This is a genomic window from Bradyrhizobium sp. 18BD (genome assembly GCF_054185225.1).
In genome coordinates this window covers 113,619-130,011 of the sequence record NZ_JAVAYL010000012.1, presented here as the reverse complement: position 1 = coordinate 130,011, position 16,393 = coordinate 113,619, and the positions used below count along the sequence as shown (strand labels likewise).

Annotated in this window: 15 protein-coding genes; 2 read left to right on the top strand and 13 right to left on the bottom strand. The window is 64.2% G+C overall.

Going from position 1 to position 16,393, the window contains the following annotated elements:
* Positions 1-172: 172 nt before the first annotated feature.
* The 5 genes from RAD16_RS22270 to RAD16_RS22250 all read right to left on the bottom strand — a co-directional run bounded on the left by RAD16_RS22270 (position 173) and on the right by RAD16_RS22250 (position 4,986).
* On the bottom strand, positions 173-904 hold the full coding sequence (locus RAD16_RS22270; protein WP_018648485.1) for an amino acid ABC transporter ATP-binding protein: 732 nt from the start codon (positions 902-904) through the stop codon (positions 173-175).
* Positions 905-916: 12 nt separating this feature from the next.
* The gene (locus tag RAD16_RS22265; RefSeq protein ID WP_458159999.1) at positions 917-1,609 is read right to left on the bottom strand and encodes an amino acid ABC transporter permease; all 693 of its coding nucleotides are present in this window, start codon (positions 1,607-1,609) and stop codon (positions 917-919) included.
* 4 nt (positions 1,610-1,613) lie between these two features.
* A complete protein-coding gene (locus tag RAD16_RS22260; RefSeq protein WP_458159998.1) occupies positions 1,614-2,345 on the bottom strand; it encodes an amino acid ABC transporter permease in 732 nt (243 codons plus the stop codon).
* A gap of 243 nt (positions 2,346-2,588) precedes the next feature.
* The gene (locus RAD16_RS22255; protein WP_458159997.1) at positions 2,589-3,500 is read right to left on the bottom strand and encodes an amino acid ABC transporter substrate-binding protein; all 912 of its coding nucleotides are present in this window, start codon (positions 3,498-3,500) and stop codon (positions 2,589-2,591) included.
* A 100-nt stretch (positions 3,501-3,600) separates the two neighbouring features.
* Positions 3,601-4,986, bottom strand: coding sequence for a M20 family metallopeptidase (locus RAD16_RS22250; RefSeq protein ID WP_458159996.1), 1,386 nt, complete (start codon positions 4,984-4,986; stop codon positions 3,601-3,603).
* A 264-nt stretch (positions 4,987-5,250) separates the two neighbouring features.
* On the opposite strand from RAD16_RS22250, the gene RAD16_RS22245 reads away from it, so the two are divergent.
* A complete protein-coding gene (locus RAD16_RS22245) occupies positions 5,251-6,630 on the top strand; it encodes an LLM class flavin-dependent oxidoreductase (protein ID WP_458159995.1) in 1,380 nt (459 codons plus the stop codon).
* 175 nt (positions 6,631-6,805) lie between these two features.
* Here RAD16_RS22245 and RAD16_RS22240 read toward each other — a convergent pair whose 3' ends face one another.
* The 4 genes from RAD16_RS22240 to RAD16_RS22225 all read right to left on the bottom strand — a co-directional run bounded on the left by RAD16_RS22240 (position 6,806) and on the right by RAD16_RS22225 (position 12,077).
* Positions 6,806-8,467 (bottom strand): thiamine pyrophosphate-binding protein, encoded by a 1,662-nt coding sequence (locus tag RAD16_RS22240; protein WP_458159994.1) that lies wholly within the window; start codon positions 8,465-8,467, stop codon positions 6,806-6,808.
* Positions 8,468-8,574: 107 nt separating this feature from the next.
* A complete protein-coding gene (locus RAD16_RS22235; protein ID WP_458159993.1) occupies positions 8,575-9,078 on the bottom strand; it encodes a GFA family protein in 504 nt (167 codons plus the stop codon).
* A 254-nt stretch (positions 9,079-9,332) separates the two neighbouring features.
* Positions 9,333-10,460: an alkene reductase gene (locus tag RAD16_RS22230; RefSeq protein ID WP_458159992.1), complete on the bottom strand. Its 1,128-nt coding sequence runs from the start codon at positions 10,458-10,460 to the stop codon at positions 9,333-9,335.
* A gap of 120 nt (positions 10,461-10,580) precedes the next feature.
* Complete coding sequence (locus RAD16_RS22225) at positions 10,581-12,077, bottom strand: aldehyde dehydrogenase family protein (protein WP_458159991.1); 1,497 nt, start codon at positions 12,075-12,077, stop codon at positions 10,581-10,583.
* 185 nt (positions 12,078-12,262) lie between these two features.
* Between RAD16_RS22225 and RAD16_RS22220 the strand changes: the two genes are divergently transcribed.
* Entirely contained in the window at positions 12,263-13,108 is an 846-nt protein-coding gene (locus RAD16_RS22220) for an SDR family NAD(P)-dependent oxidoreductase (protein ID WP_458159990.1), read from the top strand.
* A gap of 221 nt (positions 13,109-13,329) precedes the next feature.
* Here the strand turns inward: RAD16_RS22220 and RAD16_RS22215 are convergent, their stop codons facing one another.
* The 4 genes from RAD16_RS22215 to RAD16_RS22200 form a co-directional block, all read right to left on the bottom strand.
* Entirely contained in the window at positions 13,330-13,536 is a 207-nt protein-coding gene (locus tag RAD16_RS22215) for a hypothetical protein (RefSeq protein ID WP_326897493.1), read from the bottom strand.
* Between the two features lie 73 nt (positions 13,537-13,609).
* Entirely contained in the window at positions 13,610-14,023 is a 414-nt protein-coding gene (locus tag RAD16_RS22210; RefSeq protein ID WP_008145193.1) for a Rieske (2Fe-2S) protein, read from the bottom strand.
* A 5-nt stretch (positions 14,024-14,028) separates the two neighbouring features.
* Positions 14,029-15,141, bottom strand: coding sequence for an amidohydrolase family protein (locus tag RAD16_RS22205; RefSeq protein WP_458159989.1), 1,113 nt, complete (start codon positions 15,139-15,141; stop codon positions 14,029-14,031).
* A gap of 15 nt (positions 15,142-15,156) precedes the next feature.
* Positions 15,157-16,221: an amidohydrolase family protein gene (locus tag RAD16_RS22200; protein WP_458159988.1), complete on the bottom strand. Its 1,065-nt coding sequence runs from the start codon at positions 16,219-16,221 to the stop codon at positions 15,157-15,159.
* Between the last annotated feature and the right edge of the window lie 172 nt (positions 16,222-16,393).

Below are 16,393 nucleotides of genomic sequence, written 5' to 3'. Positions count from 1 at the left end.
GGAATGGGGGTTTACCTATCGGTATAGGGGATTTGGTGCGCGCGATAAACCCTCGATCCGTCATGCCGGGGCATTCGCAAAGCGAATGAGCCCGGAATCCATAACCCCGGCTGGCGGTTATGGATTCCGGGCCTGCGCCTTCGGCGCATCCCGGAATGACGGCATCAGTGAGTTAATGCGACAAGATCTTCGACAAGAACTTCTGCGCGCGGTCGCTGCGGGGCTTGCCGAAGAAATCGTCCTTCGGGGCGTCCTCGACGATCTCGCCGCGGTCCATGAAGATGACGCGGTTGGCGACCTTGCGGGCGAAGCCCATTTCGTGGGTCACGACCATCATGGTCATGCCTTCGCGGGCGAGGTCGACCATGACGTCGAGCACTTCGCTGACCATTTCAGGATCGAGCGCCGAGGTCGGCTCGTCGAACAACATCACGATCGGATCCATCGCGAGCGCACGCGCGATCGCGACGCGCTGCTGCTGACCGCCGGAGAGCTGGGCCGGGAATTTCTGCGCCTGCTCCTTCAGGCCGACGCGCTCCAGCAGCTGCATGCCCTTGGTGACCGATTTGTCATGCCCGCGGCCCAGCACCTTCTCCTGCGCGAGGCAGAGATTGTCGATGATCTTGAGGTGCGGAAACAACTCGAAGTGCTGGAACACCATGCCGACGCGCGAGCGCAGCTTCGGCAGATTGGTCTTGGGATCGTTGACCTTGGTGCCATCGACGCTGATATCGCCGCTCTGGAACGGCTCCAGCGCGTTGACGCACTTGATCAGCGTCGACTTGCCCGAGCCCGAGGGGCCGCAGACCACGACGACCTCGCCCTTGGTGACGCTGGTGGTGCAGTCGGTCAGCACCTGGAAGGTCGGGCTGTACCATTTGTTGACGTGGCTGATTTCGATCATGACCGATACACTCTAGCGAATGATGGCGATGCGCGACTGCAGGCGGCGAACGCCGAAAGACGCGATACAGGAAATGGTGAAGTAGACGACGGCCGCAAACAGATACATCTCGACCAGACGGCCGTCGCGCTGCGCGACCTTGCTGGCGGCACCGAGGAAGTCGGTGATCGAGAGGACGTAGACCAGTGAGGTGTCCTGGAACAGCACGATGGTCTGCGTGATCAGGACCGGCAGCATGTTGCGGAACGCCTGCGGCAGCACGACGTAGCGCATGGTCTGGGCGTAGGTCAGCCCCAGCGCGCTGGCGGCGGCCGGCTGTCCGCGCGAGATCGACTGGATGCCGGCACGCATGATCTCGGAGAAGTACGCGGCCTCGAACATGATGAAGGTGATGAGCGAGGAAGCGAACGCGCCGACGCTGATCGGGCGCGAGGCGCCGGTCAGCCACTGCCCGATATAGGGCACCAGGAAGTAGAACCAGAAGATGACCAGCACCAGCGGCAGCGACCGCATGAAGTCGACATAGATGCCAGCGATCCGGCCAAGCAGCTTCAGTCCGGACAGCCGCATCAGCGCGAGCGCCGTGCCGAACACCAGGCCGCCGAGTGCGGCAAGCCCCGTCAGCGTCAGCGTGAAGGTCATGCCCTCGAAGAACAGATAGGGCAGCGCACGGCGGATGACGTCGAAATCGAAATTGGCGAGCATGGCGCTATTTCCCCGTGATGTAGCCGGGGATCGCGACCCAGCGCTCGAGGAAGCGCATCGCGGTCACGACGACGGCGTTGACGAGGAGATAGAGGATGGTGGCGGCGGTGAAGGCCTCGAACACCTGGAACGAGAACTCCTGCATCGAGCGCGCCTGACCGGTCAGCTCGAGCAGGCCGATGGTGATCGCGACCGCCGTGTTCTTGATGGTGTTGAGGAACTCGGAGGTCAGCGGCGGCAGGATGATGCGGAACGCCATCGGCAGCAGCACGTAGCGATAGCCCTGCACGGTGGTCAGCCCCAACGCGGTCGCCGCCATCTTCTGGCCGCGCGGCAGCGAGGAAATGCCGGCCTGCAACTGCACCGCCACGCGCGCCGACATGAACAGGCCGACGCCGATCGCCGCCGTCCAGAACGGCGCGTTCGGCAATTGCTTCAGCCAGAGACCGGCGGCCTTCGGCAGAATTTCCGGCAGCACGAAGAACCACAGGAACAGCTGCACCAGCAGCGGCATGTTCCGGAAGAATTCGACATAACAGAAGCCGAACCAGCCGGCGCCCTTCGACGGCAGCGTGCGCATCACGCCGACGACCGAGCCGGTGATCAGCGCGATGACCCAGGCCAGCGCCGCGGTCTCGAGGGTCAGCGCCAGTCCCGACAGCAGCATGTCGAGATAGGTGCCGGTCCCCATCGGGTTCGGCTGGAAAAAGATTCCCCAGTTCCAATTATAGTTCACGTGTCCCCCGCGCGAACGCGCCCTTAGAGAAGTATTGGGCGTTTATGCAAATGTCCGGCCACTTCCCTCCAAGGACGGCCGGCATATCTTCCCTCTCCCCGCTTGCGGGGAGAGGGTTAGGGTGAGGGGGGCTCTCCGCGAGGGAGGTGATAGTCGGACTCGCGGAGAGTCCCCCTCACCCGGAATCCGCGCTACGCGCGCATTCCGGCCTCTCCCCGCACGCGGGGAGAGGCAAACAGCATCTTACTTGTAGTCGTCCGGGTTCGGCGAGTCCGAAGGCTTGGCGAACTCGTTCTTCAGCTCGGCCGAGATCGGAGTGTTGAGGTTGAGGCCCTTCGGCGGGATCTTGGCCGTGAACCACTTTTCATAGATCTTCTGGCCTTCGCCCGAGGTGTAGAGCGCAGCGGTCGCGGCATCGACCACCTTCTTGAACGGCGCGTCATCCTTGCGCAGCATGATGCCGTAGGGCTCGGGCTTGGAGAACGCGTCCTTCGAGATCGCGTAGTCATCCGGTGACTTCGAGCCGGCGACCAGGCTGGCGAGCAGGATGTCGTCCATGACGAAGGCGACCGCGCGGTCGGTCTCGACCATCAGGAAGGCTTCGGCGTGGTCCTTGGCCGGGATGATGTTGGCGCCGAGCTTCTTCTCGACGTTGGCCTCGGTGAGCTGCTTGATGTTGGTGGTGCCGGCGGTCGAAACCACCGTCTTGCCCTTGAGGTCGTCGATCGACTTCAGGCCGCTCGACTTCTTGAAGACGTAGCGGCTGGCGGTCAGGAAGTGCGTGTTGGTGAAGGCGACCTGCTTCTGGCGCTCGGCATTGTTGGTGGTCGAGCCGCATTCGAGGTCGATGGTGCCGTTGGCCATCAGCGGGATACGGGTCGCCGAGGTCACCGGGTTGAGCTTCACCTCGAGCTTGTCGAGCTTGAGCTCCTTCTTCACGGCGTCGACGATCTTGTAGCAGATGTCCATCGCGAACCCGACGGGCTTCTGGTTGTCGTCGAGATAGGAGAACGGGATCGAGGAGTCGCGGAAGCCCAGCGTGATGGCGCCGGTGTCCTTGATGTTCTTGAGCGTGCCGGTCAGCTCCTGGGCCCCTGCCTGGCTGACGGCGAAGGTCGCGGCGAGCGCGAGCCCGATGCTACGGAAATGTTTCACTTTTTTGTTCCCCTTTCAGGATGATGCGGCCGGATGCAAGCACAAATCAGACCGGATTAGAATGTGACTTTCGGCGGGATGACGGCTCAGGTTAACGGGCTCAGGTCAGTGGCTTTGGCAATTCCCCGAGATCCCAGAACAGCCCGGCCATCACCGTCAAGGCCTCTTCGGTCAATGGCAGCAGGATGTGCTCATTGGGCGCATGCTGGGAGCAGCCGGGATAGGAGTGCGGGACCCAGATCGTCGGCAGGCCCAAAATCTCGGAAAACACGTCGTTGGGCAGCGAGCCGCCGAAGTTCGGCAGCACCGCCGGCGGCTTGCCGGTGGTCTCCTTCACTGAATCCGCCGCCCATGTGATCCAGGGGCTGTCGAAATCGGTGCGCGAGGCGGCAAAGCTCTGCGCCGCCCGCACCTCGACCATCGGAAAACCCTTCGCGACCAGATGGGCGCGGACGGCGTCGATCAGGCCATCGACCTTGGTGCCGACCACGAAACGCAGTTGCAGCACGGCATTGGCGTGGCCGGGAATGGCGTTCGCCGGCTTCTCGATATTGCCCGACGACATCGCCAGCACTTCGAGCGTGTTCCAGGCATAGAGCCGCTCCGCCGCGGAGAGACCGTCTTCGCCCCAGTTCTCGGCAAGCGCCGGCTCGTCCGCAGTCGGGACCACCTGCACGTCCGCAAGATAGCTGCGGATCTGGTTGGTGAGCCGCGGCGGCTTCAGGGCGTCGAGCTGGAGACGGCCGTGGCCGTCGACCAGCGTCGAGATCGCGTTGACCAGGATGGTCGCGGGGTTGGAGAGCACGCCGCCCCAATTGCCGGAATGGTGGCCGCCATCGCGCAAGTTGACATCGAGATGAATGCGGATGCCGCCGCGGCAGCCCAGAAACAGCGTCGGCCGGTCGGCAGACAAACGCGGCCCGTCGGACGCCATGAACAGATCGGCCTTCAGCGCCTCGCGGTTGAGGTCGCAGACCTTGCCGAGATCGGGCGAGCCGATCTCCTCACCCATCTCCACGATGAATTTGGCGTTGAAGCCGAGCTTGCCGCCGCGGACCTCGCGCACCGCGCGGAGCGCGGCCATGTTGATGCTGTGCTGGCCCTTGTTGTCGGCGGTGCCGCGGCCATAGAGGCGCGTGCCCGCGACCGTGGTGCGCCAGGGATCGCGGCCATCGCGCCACTCGCCCTCCATGCCGTCGACGACGTCGCCGTGGCCATAGACCAGCACGGTCGGCGCGGAGGCGCTCTCGTGATGCTCGGCGAACAGGAACGGCGCCTTGCCGCTGGGGGATTCGACGATCCGGCTGGTGAAGTCGAGCGCGGCGAAGGAGGGGATCATCTCCTGTTCCAGATAGGCACGCAGCTCGGCGCCGCGTGACGGATTCTGGCTCTCGGTCTTGTAGGCGACGCGGCGGTCGAGTTCAGCGAGGAACGCACCGGATTTGAAGTCGTCCCGGGCGCGGGCGATGGCGTCGGCTCTGGTCATTGCTTTCGTTTTCAAGGTTTCGACGCGGGCGAACCTAGCGGGCTACGCTGGCCGTCGAAAGTGGCGGGGACTTGGATAGTTCTTGGTTAGCTCTTGCTTCGCTCTTGGGATTTCGTTCTTGCTCTATTGAGATTGGCTTGCCAAAGGCGGGACTGCTGCCGATTTTGGCCTTGCCAAGGTCGCGCTATATGCAAGAACTTCGCCAAGTTGGGGCGCACATCTATCATTCGAAGAGCGCTCAGTACAGAGCGCCGGGGGACGATCATGGCCAAACAAATCAGGCTCAATGCCTTTGCGATGAACTGCGTCGCACACCAGTCACCGGGCCTGTGGACCCATCCGCGCGACCGCACCGCCGAATATAACCGCCTGCCCTATTGGATCGATCTCGCCAAGACGCTGGAACGCGGCCGCTTCGACGGATTGTTCCTGGCCGACGTGCTCGGGGTCTACGACGTCTATGGCAACAGCCCTGACGCGGCCTTGCGCAATGCAGCACAGACGCCGTCGAACGAGCCGCTGCTGCTGCTCTCGGCCATGGCCGCGGTGACTAAAAATCTCGGCTTCGGCGTCACCAGCAATCTCTCCTTCGAGCCGCCCTACCCGTTCGCACGGCGGATGTCGACGCTCGACCATCTCACTGAGGGACGGATCGGCTGGAACGTCGTCACCGGTTATCTCGACAGTGCCGCGCGCGGGGCCGGCAAGGACAAGCAGACCGGGCACGATGACCGCTACGACATCGCCGACGAATATATGGAGGTGGTCTACAAGCTCTGGGAAGGAAGCTGGGAGGACGACGCGGTGCTGCGCGATCGCAAGCGCGGCATCTTCACCGATCCCAGCAAGGTGCATCGCGTCAACCACGAGAGCGCGAACTACCGCATCAACAACACCATTCACCTCAGCGAGCCGTCGCCGCAGCGCACGCCGGTGCTCTACCAGGCCGGCACCTCGCCGCGCGGCCGGCGGTTCGCGGCCAAGCACGCCGAATGCGTGTTCATGTCGGGACCGTCGGCCAAGATCATCGCGCCGCGCGTCTCGGCGATCCGCCAGGAGGCCGCCGCGCTCGGCCGCGATCCGGCCGAGATCCTGATGTTCAACATGATGACGATCATCCTCGGCAACACCGAAGCCGAAGCGGCTGCGAAATATGCCGACTACCGCTCGCACATCAATCCGGAAGGCGCGCTGGCCCTGATGTCGGGCTGGACCGGCATCGACTTCTCCGGCTACGAGCTCGACCAGCAGGTTCGCCACGTCCAGAACGATGCCGGCCGCAGCGCGCTCGACAACGTCACCCGCGGCGACCCCGATCGCGTCTGGACCGTGCGCGACGTCATCGAGCATGTCGGCATCGGCGGCGCCGGCCCGGTCGTGGTCGGCACACCCGAAAGCGTCGCCGACAAGATCGAGGACTGGTTCGAGAAGACCGACGTCGACGGCCTCAACGTCGCATTTGCGATCTCGCCCGGCGATTTCGAGGACATCGCCGACATGCTGGTGCCGGAGCTGACCAAGCGCGGACGGTACAAGTCCGAATATGCGAAAGGCACGCTGCGCGAAAAACTGTTCGGCGACGGCCGCGCCCGGCTCGACGCGCCACATCCGGCGGCGGGGTATCGGGTGGGGAAGAAGGGGTAGTAGCCGTCACGCGCTGTAAGTTCCGTCACCCTGAGGTGCGCGCCCTTCGCGCTCCTCGAAGGATGAACGGCCGCGATGCAGCCGGGCCGTCGCCCTTCGAGGCCTCCGCTTCGCTCCGGCACCTCAGGGTGACGGTGATGAGTCGAAGAACGCTGTCGCCGCATCTTCCCTGTGGCTACACCTTCCCGTCCACCATCACCTCGATCAGCTTCGTCCCGGGCCGATTGAACGCTGATGCCAGCGTCGCCTTCAATTCGCGGGGATCGCTGATCCTGATCGCCTCGCAGCCGAGGGCTTTCGCCACGCCGGCGAAATCCACGGGCGGATCGGCGAAGTCCATGCCGACGTAATTGTCGTCGCCATGGAAAGCGAGCAGGCGCTGCTTGATGATGCGATAGCCGCCATTGTTGGCGATGACGATGTTGAGCGGCAGCTTGTGATGCGCGGCCGTCCACAGCGACTGGATCGAATACATTGCGCTGCCGTCGCCGGAGAAGCACACGACGGGGCGATCCGGATTGGCGATGCTGGCGCCGACCGAGGCCGGAAGGCCCCAGCCGATGCCGCCGGAGGCAAGGCCGTGATAGCCATAGCGGTCGCGATGCGGCCGCAGCGCCGTGATCTGGCGGCTCGACGTGAGACCTTCGTCGACGAGGATCGCATGATCGGGCATCGCCTCGACCATTTGCAGCACGAGATAATCGGGATCGATCGGCGCACGTCCCGCGCTCTTGCCGATCTGCTCGACCAAAGCGGCGCGACGCGCGCTCCAGTTCTTTGGCGCCAGTTCGGCGAGGCGCTGTTTTGCGCGGCTCGCCAGTGCGGCGCCGCCCATCTCCTTGAGCACCGGAATCAGCGCACGCAGCGTTTCCTTGAGGTCGGCCTTGAGCGCGATCTCCGCGCCGTAATTTTTGGCGATCTCCCAGTCGACGAGACCGATCTGCACGACGCCGAGTCCATCCGGCAGCGCATCGACCTCGCTGTAGACGGACATCCGCAGGGGATCGCCGCCAAGCGCGATCAGCAGGTCGTAAGGCGCGAGCGTATCGCGCGCGACCTTCTGCACGCGTGCCAGCGTGCCGACGAAGCTCGGGCTCTCAGACACGAAGTGCGAACCATAGGGCGTCGAGGATTGGTAGGCGGCCGCGCCGAGCAGTTCGGCGAGTTCGGCGGCTTCCTTCAGCGCATCGCTCTTGACCACCTCGTCCATGGTGACGATGACGGGACGCTCGGCCTTGAGCAGGCGCGTGGCAAAAGCTTTCAGCGCTTCATCCGACGGCTTTGTGCGTGCGTCGATGCGGGTGGAGCGGCCGAGATCGATGCCGGCTTCGCTGTTGAGGATATCGCCCGGCAGCGAGATGAACACCGGCCCCGTGGGCGGCGTCATCGCGACCTTGGCGGCGCGGCGCACGATGCGCGGCAGGTCTTCCAGCCGCGTCACCTCGACCGCCCATTTCACCAGCGGCTCGGCCATGCGTACCAGCGGACCGTACAGCACCGGCTCCATCAGGCCATGGCCCTGCTCCTGCTGGCCCGCGGTCAGGATCATCGGCGTGCCCGTGAACTGGGCGTTGTAGAGCGAGCCCATCGCATTGCCGAGGCCGGGCGCGACATGGACGTTGCAGGCGACGAGCTTGCCGGAGGCGCGGCTATAGCCATCCGCGATCGCCACCACCAGGCTCTCCTGCATCGCCATCACATAGGTGAGATCAGGATGGTCCTTCAGCGCATGCATGATCGGCAGCTCGGTGGTCCCGGGGTTGCCGAACAGATGCGTGATGCCCTCGTCCTTGAGCAGCGCGAGAAAGGCGGAACGGCCGGTGATCTTGTTCTTCATGTTTCCTCCGAGAGCGGACGTTGCCGCAAGGACGGGGAACATGATGGCCGAAGTCGCGTGATGCGCGCAAGGAAGTGCGGTCATGGCTGCGTTGCGTGGGAGAGGCGCTACATCTCCTCCCGCCCGAGCTCGAATGGATCTTCACCGCCCGCACGCTTCTTCTTTTTCGAGCGCTGCCAGACCACGCCGGGAAAACCCTTCAGCGGCACCAGCGGCTCGCCGGTATAGGCCCATTCCTGCAGCTCCTCGATCGCGATGTGATAGAGCGGCTGGCGGCCGGTGCGTTCCTTGAACAAGGCGCGGGGGATGTTGACCATGTGGGGACCGCGCGGGCGCTCATAGGCGATCGGCGTACCGCAATGCGAGCAGAAGCTGCGCGCGGTCCTGGTGGCCTTGTCTTCAAAGCGGCTCAGCGCGGTTTTCCCTGAGATGATGCGAAAGCGTTTCTTCCAGCTGCCGACATAGGTCGCGTAAGCCGCGCCATGGGCCCGGCGGCTGGCGGCGGAATGGTCATGCCAGGCCCAGCGGGCGGGAACGTCGATCTCGAAGGTGACCTTGCCGCAGAGGCATTGGCCGGTGGCGGTTCCTGCGGCGACTGCGGCTTTGGCCATGGAAGTCTCTCCGTCGTCATTGCGAGCGCAGCGACTTGCCCGCCGAAGCCTTTGGCGAAGGCGGAAGCAATCCAGACTGTCTCCGCGGAACGATCCTGGATTGCTTCGCTGCGCTCGCAATGACGGAGTTTGTGGTGCGGTCGGAGCCTAAACAATAGTCTCGTAGCCCGGATGAGCGAAGCGACATCCGGGAAATCTACCGCTCAAGCGAAAGTCCCGGATATCGCTTCGCTCATCCGGGCTACGAGGAATACCTACGCCGGCGTCAGCTCGTCATAGACAGGATAATCCGTGTACCCCTTCTCCTCGCCGCCGTAGAACGTCGCGCGGTTATACGGCGTGATCGGATAATCGTGCTCCAGCCGGCGCGGCAAATCGGGGTTGGAGATGAAGATGCGGCCGAAGGCGATGATGTCGGCGTGGCCGTCTGCAATCGCCGCATTGGCGCTCTCGCCGGTGAACCCGCCGGCGGTCATCAGCACGCCGCTGTAGAGCGGGCGGAACAGCACCATCGCCGAGGGCACGTTCTCCCAATGAACATCGGCCCGGCCCGCGCCGCTGGAGCGCGGCTCGATGAAGTGCAGATAGGCAAGGCCGAGCTTGTCGAGCGCCTTCACCACATGGGTGTAGAGCGGCATCGGATCGGGCTCACCGGAATCATTGGCGATGCCGTGCGGCGACAGCCGGACGCCGACGCGATTGGCGCCCCAGACGTCGATTGCGGCCTGCGTGACCTCGAGCAGCAGCCGCGCGCGGTTCTCGATCGAGCCGCCATATTGGTCGATGCGCTGGTTGCTGCGCGACTGCAAAAACTGCTCGAGCAGATAGCCGTTGGCGCCGTGGATCTCGACGCCGTCGAAGCCCGCGGCAAGCGCGTTCTTGGCGCCCTGCCGGAAAGCTTCGACGATGCCCTTGACCTCGTCGGTCTCCAGCGCGCGCGGCGTCTCATAGTCCGAAATCTTGCCGTCGGCGGTCATCGCCTTCATGCCTTCCGCCTTGATCGGAATCGCCGAGGCCGACACCGGCAGCTCACCGCCATGATAGGACGAATGCGAGACGCGGCCGACATGCCAGAGCTGGAGGAAGATGATGCCACCCTTGGCGTGCACGGCATCGACCACCTTGCGCCAGCCGGCGATCTGCGCCTCCGAATAGATGCCTGGTGTCGCCGGATTGCCGCGGCCGTGCGAGAGCACCGGCGAGGCTTCGGCGATCAGCAGGCCACCTTGCGTCGCACGCTGGCCGTAATATTCGGCGTTGAGCGGGCGCGGCGAAAAGCTCTCGCGCTCGGCGCGCATGCGCGTCAACGGCGCCATCGCGACGCGATGCGCGAGCTTGTACGGACCGACCTGGAGCGGCCTAAACAACGCCTCGAATTTCATGGGGACCCCGGATGTCACTGAAAGGATGCCGATCATATAGCGAGGGGCGGCCGCCGGAAAAGGCGCCGCCCCTCACAAAAGCAGATATTCCCTCGCGCGGAACGCGGCAGAGAACAGGCCTTACGCCGTCTTGATCCAAACGGACTTCACGTTGAGATATTCCTCGACGTGCTGCTTGCCGGACTCGCGGCCGTAGCCGCTCATCTTGTAGCCGCCGAACGGCACGGCCGGATCCATCGCCTGGTAGCAGTTCACCCACACCGAGCCGGCGCGCAGCGATTTCGCGACCGCATGCGCCTTGGTGACGTCGCGCGTCCACAGGCCCGAGCCGAGACCGAACGTGGTGTTGTTGGCGCGCTTGACCAGTTCGTCCATGTCCTTGAACGCGATCGCGGAGATGACGGGACCGAAGATCTCCTCCTGCGCGATGCGCATGTTGTCCTGCACGCCCGCGAACACGGTCGGCGAGACGAAGAAGCCCTTCGACAGCGCGCCTTCAGTGACGCGGCCGCCGCCGGCGAGCGCGCGCGCGCCTTCCTTCTGGCCGATATCGAGATAGCCGGTGACGCGCTCAAGCTGCTGCTCGGAGACCAGCGGCCCGATCTGCACGTTGGGATCGAGACCGTTGCCGACCTGCAGCTTCTTGCCGAACTCGGCGACGCGGCCGACGAACTCTTCGTAGATCGACTGCTCGACGAACAGGCGCGTGCCGGCGCTGCAGATCTGGCCCGAATTGGCGAACACCGCCATCGCTGCACCAGGAACGGCAGCATCGAGATCCGCGTCGGCGAACACGATGTCCGGTGACTTGCCGCCGAGTTCGAGGGAGACGCGCTTGAGGTTGCCGGCGGACGCGCGGATGATCGACTGGCCCGTGACATGCGAGCCGGTGAAGGCGACCTTGTCGACGTCATGATGCGAGGCGAGCGCGGCGCCCGCGGTCTCGCCATAGCCGGGCACGACGTTGATGACGCCGGGCGGAATACCGACTTCCATCGCGAGCTCGGCGATGCGCAGCGAGGTCAGCGGCGCCTCTTCGGCGGGCTTGAGCACCACGGTGCAGCCGGTCGCAATCGCCGGGCCGATCTTCCAGATCGTCGCGGTGAGCGGGCCGTTCCAGGGAATGATGGCGCCGACGACGCCGATCGGCTCTTTCAGCGTGTAGGAGAATATCTCGCCGGGCAGCGAGTTCTCGATGGTCTCGCCGTGGATCGCGGTGGTCTGGCCGGCGTAATAGCGCAGCATGCCGACGGCGCGGAGGCGATAGGCGCGGGTGCGGCTGAGCGGCGCGCCCATGTCGAGCGTGTCAAGCTGCGACAATTCGTCAAAGTTCTTCTCGACGAGGTCGGCAAGCTTGAGCAGCAGGTTCTGGCGCTCGAACGGCTTGACCTTGCTCCAGGGGCCCTCGAAGGCACGGCGGGCGGCGGCGACCGCACGATCGATATCCTCCTTGTCGCCCTCGGCGACGGTTGCGAGCAGCTCGCCGGTGGCGGGGTTGTGGGTTTCGAAGCGCTTGCCGGAAGCGGCATCAACCCACTTCCCGTCGATCAGCATCTGCTTGTAGGACCCGTTGGCGAACGGATGACGCGTGATCGGAATAGCCTGCGACACAGCCATGGCTTCACTCCCTGTCAGGTGATTGATTGGGTTCGATCTGGGCGGGATCGTTAGGTTGAGGAGAATACAGCGCTGCCGGAGGGGCGTAAAGGCGGCGCGGAACGAAGACCTCCCATGCCGACTTGTGCAGGGTCGCGCGAGCGCCATGTTATAGCTCGACCAAGCCCCCTGCCCGGAGACGAGCCATGCCACACCCAGCCATCGTCAAAGACAATGTCGCCGTGATCACCGGTGGCGCCTCCGGCATCGGGCTCGCGGCCGCCGAGGCCTTCGCGCGTGCCGGCATGAAAGTGTGCATCGCCGATGTCGATGAGGCTCGGCTGGCAGAGGCCGCAACAAAACTGTCATCCGTTACTCCTGCCACACATGTGATGACTTTCGCGGTCGACGTCGGCAAGGCGGAAAGCGTCAGGGAACTGGAACGCGCGGTGGGCGCGCATTTCGGCGGGACCGACCTGCTCATGAACAATGCCGGCATCCAGCCCGGCAGCACCCTGTTCGGCGAGCCCGACCATTGGCAGCGCATCATCGCCGTCAACATGTGGGGCATCATCAACGGTTCGCGCATCTTCGCACCCCAGATGATCGCGCGCGGCAGGGCCGGTCTCATCATCAACACCGGCTCGAAGCAGGGCATCACCACGCCGCCGGGCGATCCCGCCTACAACGTCTCCAAGGCCGGCGTGAAGGCGTTCACGGAAGCGCTCCAGCATGAGCTGCGCAACACCAAGGATTGCCATATCACCGCGCACCTGCTGATCCCCGGCTTCGTCTTCACCGGGCTGACCGCGAAGGGCCGCACCGAAAAGCCCGCCGGCGCCTGGACGCCGGAGCAAACGGTGGATTTCATGCTGAAGCGGCTCGCGGCCGGCGATTTCTACATTCTGTGCCCGGACAACGACGTGCCGCGCGCGCTCGACGAGAAGCGCATGCTGTGGGCCGCCGGCGACATCGTCGAGAACCGCCCGCCGCTGTCGCGCTGGCACCCGGACTATGCGGATGCGTTCAGGAAGTTTGTGGAGGGGAAGTAAGTGTGCACCGCTCCCTCACTCCCTCGCCCCGTTCTTACGGGGAGAGGGTGGGTGAGGGGCTGCCTCGGCAAACTGGGATCTCAATTATTGAAGGGATTTCGTAGTAGGCCGCCGCGGAATCGGCGCGACTTTCATCGCGGCTCGCCAGTGCCATGCCCCTCACCCGGATTGCTTCGCAATCCGACCTCTCCCCGCACAAGAGCGGGGAGAGGTTAAGCCGGCTACAGCGTCTCTTGCTGGTGCCCGCAATTCTTGCAGGAGAACTTGACCCGGCTCTGGCCTTTTTCCGCCTGCACCCGGTTGGGCGCGCCGCACTTGCCGCAGACGGCCTCGATGCGGGTCGTGCCCTGCTTGACGACGATGGTCTTCTTTTCCATCGATTCGCGGATCAGGCGCTCGGCCTCCTCACGCAGGGATTGTTTCGACAAAGCTCATCTCCGCCTCTGGAAAGCGCGAGAGCCATATCGCACCTGCGTTGGAATCTCAATCGGCAATGCCGGTTCAGACCTCGACAATCACATAACTGTCTTCGACATGGACCGGAAACGTCTCGGCAACATACGGGCCCTTCTGGAGCTCGTCGCCGCGCTCCACCGCGACGGGATATGACCGGATCTTGACGCGTTTCGGATCGAACCAGGACTGCCCGTTGCGCATATCGAATTCCCAGCCATGCCAGGGACAGCGCAGCATCTCACCGACGCGTGACCGCTCGTAGACGCCCGGCTCGGGCGAGGTCAGCCGCGCCACGCACGCCGCTTTCTCCAACGGCGCGCCCTCGTGCGGGCAGCGGTTCAACAGCGCGAAGAACTCGCCATTGACGTGGAACACGACGATATCGCGGCCGGCGACATCGACGACCTTGTTGCCGCCGGGCGGGATCTCCGAGGTGGTCGCGACGATGTGACGGGCCATGTTGATCAGAACTTGTAGACCGCGCGGGCATTGGTGCTGAAAATCTTCTTCCGCTCGGCCTCGGTCAGCGGCGTCTTGAAGGCAAAGCGCGGGTCGTCGAAATCCCAGTGCGGATAGTCCGACGAGAACAACAGGCGGTCGATCCCGACCCATTCGATCAGCGCGCGCAGATGCCGCGCCTCGTCCGGCTCGTCGATCGGCTGGGTCGTGAACCAGAAATGCTCACGGACATATTCGGACGGCTTGCGCTTGAGATGCGGCACCTCGCTGCGGAACCGCTCGAAATGCTGGTCCATTCGCCACACCGCCGAAGGGATCCAGCCGAAGCCGCCCTCGATGAAGACGATCTTCAGCTTTGGAAACCGCTCCGGCACACCCTCGATGACGAGGCTGGCGAGCTGCGCCGCGATGGTGTGCGCGTTCGACTGGTGCTCCTCGACATAATAAGACGGCCAGCCGCCGCCGGTCGGCGCGTGGCCGCCATAGCCGCCGACATGGATGCCGAGCGGCAGGTCCAATTCCTGCGCGCGCTCGTAGATCGGCCAGTAGCGGCGCCGGCCGAGCGGCTCGTTGGCGCGCGGCGAGACGTTGATCTGGATGTATTCGCCGATTTTGGCGCAGCGCTCGATCTCGGCAATCGCAAGGTCCACCCCGTCCTGCCCGACCAGGATCGAGGCCTTCAGGCGCGGATCGCGGTGCGACCAGAATGCCAGCTGCCAATCGTTGATGGCGCGCTGGATCGCAGCGCCGAATTCGAGGTTCTGCTGCGAGAAGATGAAGAGATCGAGCACCTGCAGGATGCCGAACTCGACGTCGAGCGGATCGAGATGCTGCTTCTGCATGAAGGCGAGATCGGAGCCGGGCGGCCCACCCGTCGGCGGCCAGGCATCGCGCCGCGCGATCAGCGGCGAGGAGCGCGGATAGGGCGTGGTGAAGAGGTAGGGCGTGCGCAGATGGCTGCCGTATTCCTTCAGATGCTGCTGCCAGCGTTTCGGCAGGAACTCGTTGAGGTCGTCGAAGGAGTGCAGGCTCGGATGCACGTCGCAATCGACGATCCGCAGCCGTGATGCGGCAGGCTTCTCGTCGTCACGCAGCGGACGGTCGATGACTTCACTCATTCGAACCTCCTGGAATTAATTGGAGAGAGACAACCGCGGAAACGTCTCCAGCGGATTGTCGACGCACATCTTCTCGATAATGCTCTTCGGCAGATGTGGCGGGATCGGATCATCGCCGTCGAACTGCCAGTGCGGATAGTCGGACGCGAACAGGAACATCTTTTCGGAGCCGATCTGATCGATGATCTCCTCGACGCTTTTGGCATCGCCGGGCGCATCGAACGGCTGCATGGTCACGCGGAAATTGTCGCGGATGATCGCGGCCGGCTCGCGCTCGACCCAGGGCACCTCGACGCGGACGCCGCGCCATGTCTTGTTGGCGCGCCACATGAAGGCCGGCAGCCAGCTCACGCCGGATTCCATCAGCACGACCTTGAGATCGGGGTATTTGCCGAACACGCCCTCATAGATCAGGCTCAGGATCTGCGCCTGAAACGCCTGAGCCTCGACGAAGTAATATTCGTAGCGGTGCGAGGGCCAGCCGGCCGAGCTCGGCGCCTGCCGATATTGCGTGCCGGCATGGATGGCGAGTGGCACCTTGTACTTTTCCGCGAGCTGGTAGACCGGCCAGAAATGCCGGCGTCCCAGCAGCGTCTCGCCCTGCGCCAGCACCAGGATAGAGACGAAACGATTGTCGCCGGCGCGGCGCTCGATTTCCTCGATCGCCAGATCAGGCGCCTGCATCGGCACCACGATCGAGGCGCGCAGGCGCCGGTCACGCGACAGCCATTCGGCGGCGATCCAGTCGTTGATCGCCTTGCAGAAATCGGCCGCCATGTAGGAATCGAACACGGCCTGGGCGCCATAGAGCACGTTGAGGATCGCGTGGCTCGCGCCCAATTGGTCGAACGCGCCCTTCTGCACCATCGCGAGATCGGAGCCCGGCTTGGCGCCATTGGCCGGCCGCCAGTCGGCGCGGCCGGTCAGCGGCATGCTCGGCGGATAGGAGGTGAGGTCGAGGCCGTCGATGGCGCGGCTGACCACCTGCTCCTTCCAGTGATCGCTGAGATAGGGAAGCAGCGTCGTGCGCGTGCCGCCGACCGCCGGGTGGATGTCGCAGTCGATCCGCGTCACCGCCATGGATGCTTCCTCGCCAAAATTTTATAGGCACGTCTTTATTGGCGGCATTCTTCGTACCGCGAACGCAGAGTGCTCCGGCCCGTCACAACGCGCAAGAGCGCGCGCCCGCGCGATCCGTCATGGCTCGGTTGCATTTCGCAGGCGCGATATCGCCAACGCGGAGCAAATTGAC